The organism is Marmoricola sp. Leaf446, assembly GCF_001424755.1.
Classification (GTDB): Bacteria; Actinomycetota; Actinomycetes; order Propionibacteriales; family Nocardioidaceae; genus Marmoricola.
The window spans coordinates 1,298,205-1,310,634 of sequence record NZ_LMRF01000001.1; the positions used below are offsets into that span (position 1 = coordinate 1,298,205).

Sequence of the window (12,430 nt, forward strand, 5' to 3'; positions counted from 1 at the left end):
AACAGCGGGTTCGCGACACGCCTCACGGGAGGGTCCGGGTGTTCGGGGATCGTCCTGGGACCGGCGGTTGGCCCTGCTTGCCCGGGAGTCCTGTTGCTGTGCCGGGGTCGTGGTCCCGGCGCAGCGTCGGTTTCCCAAGCGACCTTGGGAAACCGCCGCCGGCCGCCGCCCCCCTCACCGCCGCACGAACACCCACAGCCGCAGGGCCACGAACCGCAGCACCGTGACGGCGAGGTTGGCGGCGGTGAGCACGACGACCTCCGCGGTCGGGCCGGGGTCGGAGACGCCGTGGAGGAGGTGGAGCGCGCCGGTGGTGACCGCGAGGCCGACGGCGAGGACGACCAGCCCCTGCACCTGGTGGCGTACGACGTCACGGCGACCGCGCACCCCGAAGGTGAACCGCCGGTTGGCGGCCGTGTTGGCCACCGCGGTGGCGAGCAGCGCCAGGGCGTTGGCCCACCACGGCGACATCGTGGTGCGCAGCAGCACGAACAGCAGGGCGTAGGCCAGGGTCGAGGCGACGCCCACCAGCACGAACATGCCCAGCTGGAGGCCCAACCGACCCCGGCCCGCCTCGGCGCTGGTGCGGCCGAGCCGCTCGCCGACCTCGCGCAGCGGCAGCGTGCCGCGCAGCAGGGCGGTGCCGAGCCGGGCCACCCCGCGCAGGTCCTCGAGCGCGGTGCGGACGAGGTCCACGCTGCTGTCCGGGTCGTCGACCCAGTCGACCGGCACCTCGTGGATCCGCAGCCCGGCGCGCTCGGCCACCACCAGCAGCTCGGTGTCGAAGAACCAGGCGTCGTCGCGCACCAGCGGCAGCAGCTCGCGGGCGGCGTCCTGGCGGATCGCCTTGAACCCGCACTGCGCGTCGCTGAACCGTGCCCGCAGCGCCTGCCGCAGGACCAGGTTGTAGCCGCGCGAGATCAGCTCCCGCTTGGCGCCGCGCTGCACCCGCGAGGTGCGGGCGAGCCGGGAGCCGATCGCGAGGTCGGAGTGGCCACTGACCAGCGGGGCGACCAGGGGGAGCAGCGCCGCCAGGTCGGTGGACAGGTCGACGTCCATGTAGACGAGGACGTCGCTGGTCGAGGCGTGCCACACCCGCTTCAGCGCTCGGCCCCGGCCCTTCTCGGCCAGGTGCACCACCTCGACGTCGGCGTGGGCGTGGGCCAGGCGCCGGGCGATCAGCGCGGTCTGGTCGGTGCTGGCGTTGTCGGCGATCGTGACGCGGGCGCTCCAGGGCAGCGTCCGCAGGTGCTCCAGCACGCGGGTGACGGACGCCTCGAGCTGCGCCTCCTCGTCGTAGACCGGGATGACCACGTCGAGCACGGTCGCCACAGCCGTGCGGTCCGATCCGGTGGGGAGCGGTCCCCCCACCGGCTCGAGCAGGGCGCTCACCGGATCCCGGCCGCGAGGTCGTAGACGACCGTGCCGTCCACGGTCTGCGAGGCGAAGTTCTCGCTCACCCAGGTGGTGATCGCGTCGCTGCCGTCCCCACCGGGCCCGCCGCCGCTGCTCGCGATGAACCAGTGGACCTGCCCGTCGGCGACGTACTGCTGGAACTGCGCCAGCGTCGGGCTCGGGTCGCTGCCGTTGAACCCGCCGATCGCCATCACCGGCTCCTCGCTGGCCAGCTGGTAGCCCGAGGCGTTGTTGGCGCCCACCGTGGCCGCGGCCCAGGTGTAGGCGTCGGCGTCGGTCCGGAGCAGCGCGGTCATCGCGGCCGAGGACTCGCTGGCCTCGAGCAGCCCGCCCGTGCCGCCGCCGGCCGCACCGCCGCCGGGGGTCCCGGTCGGAGCGCCAGCCGTGCCGCCGCCGGGGGTGCCGCCGGGCATCCCACCGGGCATCCCACCGGGCATCCCACCGGGCCCACCGCGGCCGCCGGGGCCGGTCGACGAGGCGGGGCCGGCGCTGGGGATCGAGCCGGTGTGGGGCGTGGCGGCGGTGCTCACGGCGTACGCCGCGGGGCCGGCCAGGCCGACGACCAGCGCGACCGAGGCGACGACGAGCGCGATCGTGCGGGGGAGCTGGCCCAGCGCCGACAGCGCCAGCGCGGCGACCAGGCCGAGGACCAGCACGACCCACCTCAGCCACGGGACGAAGTCGCTGGTGCGGTCGAGCAGCACGAAGGCGAGCACCGAGGTCATCGCCGTCGTGGCCGAGAGCACGCCCGCGGCGACGAGCGAGGCGCGGTGCTGCCACAGCACCCACGTGCCGGTGCCGACGAGCGCCGCGATCGCGGGGGCCAGGGCGACGGTGTAGTAGGCGTGGAAGATGCCGGCCATCAGGCTGAACGTCAGGCCGGTGACGACCAGCCAGCCGCCCCACAGCACGAGCGAGGCGAGCACCGGGGGCCGCCGGCGCACGAACCACGCCGCCGCGAGGCCGAGGACGACGGCGGCGGGGAGCAGCCAGGCCACCTGGCCGCCGACCTCGCTGCCGAACAGCCGGAACAGCCCGGTCGAGCCCCAGCCGCCACCGCCGCCGACCGACCCGGTCTCCTCGCCGTTGAGCCGGCCGAGGCCGTTGTAGCCCAGGGTGAGCTCGAGGATCGAGTTGGTCTGCGAGCCGCCGATGTAGGGACGGCTCGAGGCGGGCCACAGCTCCACGATCGCGATCCACCAGCCGCCGGCCAGCAGCATCGCGCCGAAGGCGACCAGCAGGTGCCCGACCCGCTTGCCCCACGAGGTGCGGGCGAAGAGCAGGTAGACCAGCGCCAGCGCGGGCAGCACCAGGAACGCCTGCAGCATCTTGGCCAGGAAGGCCAGGCCGACCAGGGCGCCGCCGAGGGCGACCCAGCGGACCGGACGGCCGGTGGCCCCGGCCCGGGTCTCCTCCACGGCGCGCAGGGTGGCCCCGGCGGAGCCGACGAGCAGCAGCACCAGCAGCGCGTCGGGGTTGTCGAACCGGAACATCAGCACCGCGACCGGCGTCAGCGCCATCGTGGCGCCGGCGACGAGGCCGGCGGCCGCCGATCCCGTCGTACGCCGGACCAGCCGGTGCAGCAGCGCGATGGTGGCCACCCCCATCAGGGCCTGCGGCACCAGGATGCTCCAGCTGGAGAGCCCGAAGACCCGCACCGAGAGCGCCATCGGCCACAGCGCGAGCGGGGTCTTGTCGACGGTGATCGAGCTCGCCGCGTCGCTGGAGCCGAAGAAGAACGCCTTCCACGACTCCGACCCGGCCTGCACGGCGGCGGCGTAGAACGAGTTGGCCCAGCCGCTGGCGCCCAGGTCCCACAGGTAGAGCAGCGCGGTGAGGCCGAGCAGCGCCAGCAGGGCCGGTCGGGCCCAGACGGGGTCGGCGTCGGGTCCGCGCCAGGCGCGGCGCAGGGCCGGGCCGGCGTCGCCGGCGCGCGGCGCGGTGCGGGAGCCCGCGGTGTCGGGCGGGGGGAGCGAGGGGGCCGGCGGGGTCGGGGCGGTCGACCGCGACAGCGTGCTGGTGGTGTCCATGGGGCCACCGTGCCGAGCGGGACTGCGAGGGCCGTGTGGCTCCTCTGTGCAGGTCCTGTGAGGCCCGGCGCGGGGACGTCAGCGGGGGAGCGACACCACGAAGGTCGTGCTCCCGGGACGCGACTCCACCTCGACGGTGCCGTGGTGGGCCTCCGCGATGGCCGCGACGAGCGAGAGCCCGAGCCCGGCGCCGCCGGAGGACCGGGTGCGCGAGGAGTCACCGCGGGTGAACCGCTCGAACGCCTGCGACACCAGCGCGGGCGGGAGCCCGGGCCCGTCGTCGTGCACCGTGACCCGCACCCGGTCGCCGGCCACCGCGGCCCCGACGGTCACGGTCGTGCCCGGCGGGGTGTGGGCGCGGGCGTTGCCCAGCAGGTTGCGCACCACCTGGTGCAGCCGGTCGACGTCGCCGGTCAGGGTCACCGGCTCGTCGGGCAGGTCGAGGCGCCAGTGGTGGTCGGGGGCGAGCACCCGGGCGTCGGTGACCGACTCCAGCAGCAGCAGCGTCACGTCGACCTCGGCGCGCTCCAGCGGGCGCCCGGAGTCGAGCCGGGCCAGCAGCAGCAGGTCCTCGACCAGGGCGGACATCCGGTCGGTCTCGGTCTCGACCTTGGTCAGCGCCCCGGAGAGCGCGACCGGGTCGTCCGGCGTGCGGCGCGACAGCTCGGCGTACCCGTGGATCGTGGCCAGCGGCGTCCGCAGCTCGTGCGAGGCGTCGGCGACGAACTGCCGCACCTGCTGCTCGCTGCGGTGCCGCGCGCCCAGCGAGGACTCCACGTGCACCAGGAGGCTGTTGAGCGCCGCCCCGACCCGGCCGACCTCGGTGCGCTCGTCGGTCAGGTGGGTGGGGACCCGGTCGTCGAGCGCGATCTCGCCCGAGGACAGCGGCAGGTGCGAGACCCGGTCGGCGGTGGCGGCGACCTCGTTGAGCGGGCGCAGCTGGCGGCGTACGACGACGGTGCCGAGGCCCGCGGCCAGCCCGAGGCCGAGCAGGATCAGCAGCGCCTCGTAGCCCACGAGCGTGGCGACCGTCTCGTCGACCTCGCGGGTGGGCAACCCGTTGACCGCGGTGGTGCCGTCGGCCTGCGTCGAGGCCGCGACCCGGTAGGACCCGACGCCGGGGAGGTCGACGTGGTGCACCTCCCCGTCGGCGGGCACGTCGCCGAGGATGCCAAGCGCACGGGTCGAGAGCTCCCGCCGGCCGCCCAGCTCCCGGGTCAGCACCGCCCCGAAGGAGCCCGTCGGGCTGTCGAGGACCGACACGAGGGTGCCGGGCGCCTGGTTGCGCTGGTCGGGCCCCGGTCCCGGGCCGCCTCCGTCGCCGTCCCGGTCGGCGTAGGGACCGGGCCCGAGCCGCTGCACCGACGCGCGGACGTCGCCGTCGAGACGGTCCAGCAGCGAGGACCGGATCGCCAGCGTGGTGATCGCGGCGATGAGCAACGACACCGCCGCCACGAGGGCGACGGCGGTGACGACGAGGCGGGCGGTGAGCGTCCGCGGCGTACGCATCTCAGCCGGCGTCCGCGGCGGCGGCCTCGACCGGCTTCAGGACGTAGCCGGCGCCCCGCATGGTGTGGATCATCGGGGCCCGACCGGCGTCGATCTTCTTGCGCAGGTAGGAGATGTAGAGCTCGACCACGTTGGCCTGGCCGCCGAAGTCGTAGTTCCACACCCGGTCGAGGATCTGGGCCTTGCTCAGCACGCGGCGCGGGTTGCGCATCAGGAACCGCAGCAGCTCGAACTCGGTGGCCGTCAGGCTGATCTCGGTGCCGCCGCGGCTGACCTCGTGGCTGTCCTCGTCGAGGCTGAGGTCGCCGACGGTCAGCGTCGAGTCGCTGCGCGCCTGCTGCGCGCCGGCGCGCCGCATCAGCGCCCGCAGCCGGGCCACCACCTCCTCCAGCGAGAACGGCTTGGTGACGTAGTCGTCGCCGCCCGCCGTGAGCCCGGCGACGCGGTCCTCCACCGAGTCGCGGGCGGTCAGGAACAGCACGGGCACGTCGGCCGCGTCGGTGCGCATCCGGCGCAGCACCTCCATGCCGTCGAAGTCGGGCAGCATCATGTCCAGCACCACCGAGTCGGGGCGGAACCGCTTGGCCGCCGCGACGGCCCTGGAGCCGGTCAGGGCGACCTCGACGTCCCAGCCCTCGTAGCGCAACGCCATCCGGAGCAGCTCGGCGATGTTCTCCTCGTCGTCGACGACGAGCACCCGCAGCGGCGAGCCGTCGGGACGGGTGAGGTCGGGGGAGCCGTTCTTCATGACTCCACTGTGAAGGGGCTGTCCGGCGTGAGTCCATGAACACGCTGTGCATCACCTGTGAACGTCGGCCAGGACCCGCAGGTCGCGGCCAGCGTCGTCACAGTGCCCTGACAGGTAGGGCGGCGACGGTGCCTGGCATGAACGACGACACCCAGCCCCAGCGTCCTGTCCCCCCGGGCGAGCGACCCGGCCCCGCGTCCGCCGGGCCCGACCCGACCGTCTCGCTCCCCGCAGGCAGCTATCCCGCCGACGAGCGACCGACCGCCCCCGCGGCCCGTGCGGGGCGGCTGCAGCAGCTCAAGGGCTGGCGCGGCGCGGCCGTCGTCGGCGCCGCGGCGGTGATCCTCGGCTCCGCCGGCGGCGTCGCCATCGCGGCGGCCGGCAACGGTGCGGACGGAGCCGACGGCACCGGCGCCCGGGGCGGCCCCGGTCAGGGCCAGGGCCTCGGCGGGTACGGCGCTCCGGGCTACGGCACCGACGGTCGGCCCGGAGCCGGTCCCGGCCAGGGCGCCGGAGGCGGCCCGGAGGGTGCCGACGGCTGTAACGGGGACGGCGACGGGGACGGGGACGGGGACGGCGACCACGGTCACGGCCCACGTGGGGACGGGGACGGCGACGGCCCGCCGGCGCCCCCGCAGGGAGCGCCGGACGGACCCCGGGGCGAGGCCCCCGACGGCACGCCCCAGCCGCCGAGCGAGCCGCCGAGCGGGTCGCCGAGCGGGGCGTCCGACCCGACCACCTAGGCCTTCACGACGACGGGCACGGCCTCCCGGTTGGGCCTGGGAGGCCGCGCCCGTCAGACTGGTGGGGCTGTGCGCCTCCACTTCCCTCCCGACCTCCCCGTCTCGGGCCGACGCGACGACATCGCGGCCGCGATCCGCGACCACCAGGTCGTCGTGGTCGCCGGCGAGACCGGATCGGGCAAGACCACCCAGCTGCCCAAGATCGCGCTGGCGCTCGGCCGTGGCGACCCCTCGGCGAAGGGCGGTGGCCTGATCGGCCACACCCAGCCGCGGCGGATCGCCGCGCGCAGCGTCGCCGAGCGAATCGCCGAGGAGCTCGGCACCGAGCTCGGCGAGACCGTGGGCTACCAGGTCCGGTTCACCGACAAGACCTCGAAGCAGAGCCGGGTCAAGGTGATGACCGACGGCATCCTGCTGGCCGAGCTGCAGCACGACCGCGACCTGCGCCGCTACGACACCCTGATCATCGACGAGGCGCACGAGCGCAGCCTCAACATCGACTTCATCCTCGGCTACCTCCGACGGCTGCTCCCGCGCCGACCGGACCTCAAGGTCGTCATCACCTCGGCGACCATCGACCCCGAGCGGTTCGCGCAGCACTTCGCCGCCGTCGACGGCACCCCGGCCCCGATCATCGAGGTCTCGGGCCGCACCTACCCCGTCGAGGTCCGCTACCAGCCCCTGGTCGAGGAGTCCTACGACGACGACGAGGGTGAGCCCGTCCAGCGCGACCAGACCGAGGCGATCCGCGACGCCGTCTCCGAGCTGGTCCGCGACACCCCCGGCGACGTGCTGGTCTTCCTGCCCGGCGAGCGCGAGATCCGCGACACCGCGGACGCGCTCGCCGACCTCGCCGAGGGGCCGCGCGCGGTGCGGGGCGGCTTCGACGTGGTCCCGCTCTACTCCCGCCTCTCCGGCGCCGAGCAGCACCGCGTGTTCGAGCGGCACACCCGCCGGCGCGTGGTGCTCTCGACCAACGTCGCCGAGACCTCCCTGACCGTGCCCGGCATCACCGGGGTCGTCGACACCGGCCTCGCGCGCATCAGCCGGTGGTCGACCCGCACCAAGGTGCAGCGGCTGCCCATCGAGGCGATCAGCCAGGCGAGCGCCCAGCAGCGCTCCGGCCGGTGCGGCCGCGTCGAGGCGGGCGTGGCGATCCGGCTCTACAGCCAGGAGGACTTCGAGTCGCGCCCGGAGTTCACCGAGCCCGAGATCCTGCGCACCTCGCTGGCGAGCGTGATCCTGCAGATGACCTCGCTGGGGCTGGGCCAGGTCGAGCGGTTCCCGTTCGTGGAGCCACCCGACACGAGGGCGGTGCGGGCCGGCGTACAGCTGCTGGAGGAGCTCGGGGCGCTGGTCCCGACGGGCTCGACCGGCGGGGGAGGGGGCCGCGGGGGGCGCGGACCGCGGCTGACCCGGACCGGGCGGTCGCTGGCACGGCTGCCGATCGACCCGCGGCTGGCGCGGATGATCCTGGAGGCCGACCGGCTCGGCTGCCTGCGGGAGGTGCTGGTCATCACCGCCGCGCTGTCCATCCAGGACCCGCGCGAGCGGCCGGTCGAGCACCGTGCCCACGCCGACCAGCTGCACGCCCGGTTCCGCGACCCGCGCTCGGACTTCCTGACCTGGCTGAACCTGTGGCGCCACCTCAAGGCGCGGCAGGCCGAGATGGGCTCGAGCGCGTTCCGGCGGCTGTGCCGCGAGGAGCACCTCAACTACCTGCGGGTGCGCGAGTGGCAGGACTTCGAGTCACAGCTGCGCCAGGTCGCCAAGCAGGTCGGTCTGACCCCCGGCCGGGCGGCGGGCCCCGACGACCCCGTCGACGACGACGCCGTCCACCAGGCGCTGCTGTCCGGGCTGCTGAGCCACATCGGGCTGCGGGACTCCGAGAAGCGCGACTACCTGGGCGCACGCGGCACGCGGTTCTCGATCTTCCCCGGCTCGGGACTGTTCAAGAAGCAGCCCGACCTCGTGATGGCGGCCGAGCTGGTCGAGACCTCGCGGCTCTACGCCCGCCAGAACGCCGCGATCGATCCCGTGTGGGCCGAGCGGCTGGCCGGCGACCTGGTGTCGCGCCAGCTCGGCGAGCCGCACTGGTCGAGCAAGCGGGAGGCGGCGATGGCCCACGAGCGGGTCACGCTGTACGGCGTACCGCTCGTCGCCGACCGGCTCGTGGCCCTCGGCACCCGCGACCCCGTGCACGCCCGGGAGCTGTTCATCCGGCACGCGCTCGTGCAGGACGAGTGGCGCTCGCGGCACAAGTTCTTCGAGACCAACCGGCAGCTGCTCGACGAGGCGGCCGAGCTGGAGAACCGTGCCCGCCGGCGCGACATCGTGGTCGACGAGGACACCCTCTACGACTTCTACGACGCCCGGATCCCGGCCGAGGTCGTCTCGGGCGGCCACTTCGACGGCTGGTGGAAGCAGGAGCGGCGGCGCCGTCCCGACCTGCTGACCTTCGACCCCGACATGCTCGTCCACGACACCGCCGGCGAGGTGACCGGCCGCGACTTCCCCGACGCGTGGCAGGAGGGTCCGCTGACCTTCTCGCTGAGCTACCACTTCGAGCCCGGCTCCGACGACGACGGCGTCACCGTCGACGTGCCCCTGGCCACCCTCAACGCCGTGGGTCCGGCGCCCTTCACCTGGAACGTCCCCGGCCTGCGCCACGAGCTGGTGACCGCGCTGATCCGCTCGCTGCCCAAGCAGCTGCGGGTCAACTTCGTGCCGGCGCCCGACTTCGCGCGGCGGTTCCTCGACGCGGCGCCGCCCGGCGAGGAGGACCTGCTCGACGCGCTGTCGCGGCAGCTGCGGTCGATGACCGGGGTGCACGTGCCCCGCGACGCCTGGGACCTCGCCAAGGTGCCCGCCCACCTGCGACCCACCTTCCGGGTGCTCGACGAGGACGCCCGCGAGGTCGCCGTCGGCAAGGACCTCGAGGCGCTCAAGACGCCGCTCCGGCCGTCCTTCGACGCCGCCGTCCAGCAGGTCGCGTCGGAGTCCGGCATCAACGCGACCGGCCGGACCCGCTGGAGCTTCGGCACCGTCGAGACGTCGTTCACCCAGTCGCGCGCCGGCCACGAGGTGCGGGCCTACCCGACCCTGGTCGACGAGGGCAGCACCGTGGGGCTCCAGGTGGTGGCCTCGGCGGCGGAGCAGGAGGCCCACCACCGCCTCGGCGTACGCCGGCTGCTGCTGCTCGCCGTGCCCTCGCCCGTGTCCTCGATGGTCGAGGGGCTCGACAACGCCGCCAAGCTCGGCCTGGCCGCCTCGCCGTACCCCGGCGCCCGCGCCCTCGTCGAGGACTGCGTCGTCGCCGCGGCCGGCTCGCTCGTCGACGAGGGCAGTCCGGTGCGCGACGAGGCCGGCTTCGACGCCCTGGTCGCCCGTGCCCGGCAGGAGCTGCCCGACCGGGCCGCCGGCGTGCTGCACCAGGTGCTGCGCGTGCTCACGGCCTGGCGACCGGTCGACAAGGCGCTGCGCGGGCGCGTCGAGATGGCCGCCCTCCCGGCCATGAACGACCTCCGCGCCCAGCTCGGCCGCCTGGTCGGCCCCGGCTTCGTCGCCGACGCGGGGGCCGAGGCGCTGCGGCACCACCCGCGCTACCTCCAGGCGATGCTGCTGCGCGTCGAGCGGCTCGGCGACCTCGTCCGAGACCGGCAGCTGATGGACTCCGTCTCGCCGCTCCAGCAGGCGTGGGAGCACCGCCTCGCCGCACTGCCGTCCGGCGTACCCCCGACGGAGCCGGTGCGCCGCGTCCGCTGGATGCTCGAGGAGTACCGCGTCAGCCTCTGGGCCCAGCACCTCGGCACCGCCCAGCCCGTCTCCGACGCCCGGATCCGCAAGGCGCTCGACGCCTGACGGTCGTCGTTCCGTGGGCCCGACCGCCTCCGGGATCAGCACGGCTCGGGCGCGCTCGGGAGACCGTGGCACCCGCCACCCTCTCCCGAGTCCTCGCGCAGTCCGCCGGCCACGCCCCTCAGCGGTGTACGCCGCGCCGGTGGACCCCCCACCCGACGACGACGAACAGCAGCCCGGAGGCGAGGAAGCCGAGGTCCCAGGAGAGCGGGGCGCCGAGGTCGTCGCGGACGTGGTGGACGCCGAGCAGCTGGTGGTTCACCAGACCCTCGACGAGGTTGAACAGTCCCCAGCCGGCGAGCAGCAGGCCGAGGTGGAACGACCAGGTCGGTGCGATCCGGTCCTGCCGCCAGGCCGACACCGTGGCCAGGGAGCCCGCCAGCACCAGCACCCAGGTGAGCACGTGGAAGAAGCCGTCGGCCAGCGTGTTGGCCTCCAGGCCGGCGACGGTCGTCGTGGGGCTGCCGGGCACGGAGCTGATCATGTGGTGCCACTGCAGCACCTGGTGCAGCACGATGCCGTCGACGAAGCCGCCGAAGCCGATCCCGAGCAGCAGGCCGGGCACGCGGCTCGGGGGGAGCCGGGTGGATGCGGGGGAGCGGGTGCTGGTCACACCGGCTCGTACCCGTTGGTCGTGCCTACAGCCAGGGCCGGGCGGCCTCGACGACCGCGTCGAAGGTGGCGCGGTCGACAGCGGCGCCCTCGCGGCGCACCGAGGCGGGGTCGAGGTGGAGCAACCGGTTGAGCCGGACCTCGCTGGGCCGGCGCTGCGCGTCCCAGTCACCGGTGCCGACGTCCATCCAGACCCGGCCGGCCCGGCGCTCCTGCTCGGCGTCGCGGTCGTGGTCCTGCGAGGTCAGCTGCAGCGCGAGCAGCGAGGCGCCCTGAGCGCCGATGACCAGCACCGGACGGTCCTTGCCCTGCGAGGCGTCCTCCTCGTAGGGCACCCACGCCCAGCACACCTCGCCCGGGTCGGGCCGCCCGTCCGCGCGGGCGTCCCAGCCGATCACGCGGTCGCCGGCCCCCGAGGAAGGTCCCGAGGCGGACCCCGGAGCAGACCCAGGAGCAGACCCGGGGACCGGACGTCGCGGCGACGTGCGACCGGACCGACGTGGGGAAGCCGGACGACGACCCGCACGGGTGACCTGCTCGAGCGCGTCGCGGACGGCGCCGCGGGGGATGAGCGGGGTGATCGCCCGGAGGTCGGAGAGCCGGAGCCTCATCGTCACCCGCCTTCGAAGTAGGGCGTCGGGCCGGGAGCGCCTCACGGCGCGTGGCCGCTCGTAGCGGCTAAATGTGGGACCCGGGGCTGCCGCGGCCCGACGCACTGCTCACCCTACAAGCGGACCCCGTGTCGCACACGTGCATCGCGGGCGACGATCTTCACACCGTGCCGGGGGAATGGCCACAGGGAACGGCCGGGCTCAGCCGAGCTGGCCCGCGAGCTCGAGGCGGCCGGCCCGCTCGAGCTGGTCGGACAGCGTGAGCAGCCGCGAGGCCGCCACGTCCGTGGCGTACGACGCCCCGCCGCGCGAGTCGTCGACCCGGCCGGCGGCGGCCACGCGGGCGAACGCCGCGGCGCGGAACAGCGTGTCGGCGAGGTCGCCCTCGACGACGCCGCCGAGCACCTGGTCGACCAGCGCGCGCACCTCGTCGGGCCCGGGCGGCTCGACCACCCCGGAGATGACCTCGGCCACGGGCACGTGCCGGCGGCCGCGGTCGAACTCGGCGGCGGCGGTCGCCGGGTCGGCGTACACCCAGGTGCGGAGCAGGTAGAGCCGCCACAGCGCCCCGGCGAGCGAGTCGGCCGCCGCGCCCGACCACAGCTCGGCGAGCGTCTCGAGGCCCTCGGTGTCGGCCAGGCGCACGACGCGCGCCACCAGCTCGGCGTCACCGGCCTGGCGCGCGCCGCGCACCAGTGCGGTCGCGGCCCGCTCGGCCGCCTCGGTCATCGTCGCCGGGTCGACCCGGCCCTCGATGGCCTCGAAGTGGCGGGCGCCCGGCAGCGACGGACGGTGGTGGGGTCGCTCGGTCACCCGCCCATCCTGGCCGCTGCGACCACGCGAGCGCCCGGAGGGGTCACGCCGCGGCGGTGGCCCGGGCCGATATCGTGGCGGCCGCGCAGC

General features: G+C 75.0%; 9 protein-coding genes. 2 read left to right on the forward strand and 7 right to left on the reverse strand.

Annotation, left to right across the window (positions count from 1 at the left end; all coding sequences use genetic code 11):
- Positions 1-174: 174 nt before the first annotated feature.
- From ASG49_RS06130 to ASG49_RS06145, 4 genes are all read right to left on the reverse strand, one after another.
- Positions 175-1,332 carry a bifunctional glycosyltransferase family 2/GtrA family protein gene (locus tag ASG49_RS06130; protein WP_200936207.1) on the reverse strand — a complete coding sequence of 386 codons (1,158 nt, stop codon included), beginning with the start codon at positions 1,330-1,332 and terminating at the stop codon, positions 175-177.
- A 56-nt stretch (positions 1,333-1,388) separates the two neighbouring features.
- Positions 1,389-3,446: a glycosyltransferase family 39 protein gene (locus tag ASG49_RS06135; RefSeq protein ID WP_056538407.1), complete on the reverse strand. Its 2,058-nt coding sequence runs from the start codon at positions 3,444-3,446 to the stop codon at positions 1,389-1,391.
- Positions 3,447-3,524: 78 nt separating this feature from the next.
- Complete coding sequence (locus ASG49_RS06140; RefSeq protein WP_056538409.1) at positions 3,525-4,955, reverse strand: cell wall metabolism sensor histidine kinase WalK; 1,431 nt, start codon at positions 4,953-4,955, stop codon at positions 3,525-3,527.
- 1 nt (position 4,956) lies between these two features.
- A complete protein-coding gene (locus tag ASG49_RS06145; protein ID WP_056538412.1) occupies positions 4,957-5,703 on the reverse strand; it encodes a response regulator transcription factor in 747 nt (248 codons plus the stop codon).
- Positions 5,704-5,840: 137 nt separating this feature from the next.
- Between ASG49_RS06145 and ASG49_RS18535 the strand changes: the two genes are divergently transcribed.
- Together ASG49_RS18535 and hrpA are read left to right on the forward strand one after the other, a co-directional pair.
- Complete coding sequence (locus tag ASG49_RS18535; RefSeq protein ID WP_056538415.1) at positions 5,841-6,446, forward strand: hypothetical protein; 606 nt, start codon at positions 5,841-5,843, stop codon at positions 6,444-6,446.
- Positions 6,447-6,515: 69 nt separating this feature from the next.
- On the forward strand, positions 6,516-10,307 hold the full coding sequence (gene hrpA, locus ASG49_RS06155; protein ID WP_056538418.1) for an ATP-dependent RNA helicase HrpA: 3,792 nt from the start codon (positions 6,516-6,518) through the stop codon (positions 10,305-10,307).
- A 118-nt stretch (positions 10,308-10,425) separates the two neighbouring features.
- Here hrpA and ASG49_RS06160 read toward each other — a convergent pair whose 3' ends face one another.
- The 3 genes from ASG49_RS06160 to ASG49_RS06170 form a co-directional block, all read right to left on the reverse strand.
- Entirely contained in the window at positions 10,426-10,917 is a 492-nt protein-coding gene (locus ASG49_RS06160) for a DUF2243 domain-containing protein (protein WP_056538421.1), read from the reverse strand.
- A 25-nt stretch (positions 10,918-10,942) separates the two neighbouring features.
- Positions 10,943-11,314 carry a type II toxin-antitoxin system PemK/MazF family toxin gene (locus ASG49_RS19275; RefSeq protein ID WP_235561925.1) on the reverse strand — a complete coding sequence of 124 codons (372 nt, stop codon included), beginning with the start codon at positions 11,312-11,314 and terminating at the stop codon, positions 10,943-10,945.
- 414 nt (positions 11,315-11,728) lie between these two features.
- Positions 11,729-12,340, reverse strand: coding sequence for a hypothetical protein (locus tag ASG49_RS06170; RefSeq protein ID WP_056538424.1), 612 nt, complete (start codon positions 12,338-12,340; stop codon positions 11,729-11,731).
- Between the last annotated feature and the right edge of the window lie 90 nt (positions 12,341-12,430).

What these genes read in the sequence shown, in the direction of transcription:
- ASG49_RS06145 (WP_056538412.1), bottom strand. Translation starts at nt 5,703, where the DNA reads ATGAAGAACGGCTCCCCCGACCTCACCCGTCCCGACGGCTCGCCGCTG.
- ASG49_RS06135 (WP_056538407.1), bottom strand. Translation starts at nt 3,446, where the DNA reads ATGGACACCACCAGCACGCTGTCGCGGTCGACCGCCCCGACCCCGCCG.
- ASG49_RS06140 (WP_056538409.1), bottom strand. Translation starts at nt 4,955, where the DNA reads ATGCGTACGCCGCGGACGCTCACCGCCCGCCTCGTCGTCACCGCCGTC.
- ASG49_RS18535 (WP_056538415.1), top strand. Translation starts at nt 5,841, where the DNA reads ATGAACGACGACACCCAGCCCCAGCGTCCTGTCCCCCCGGGCGAGCGA.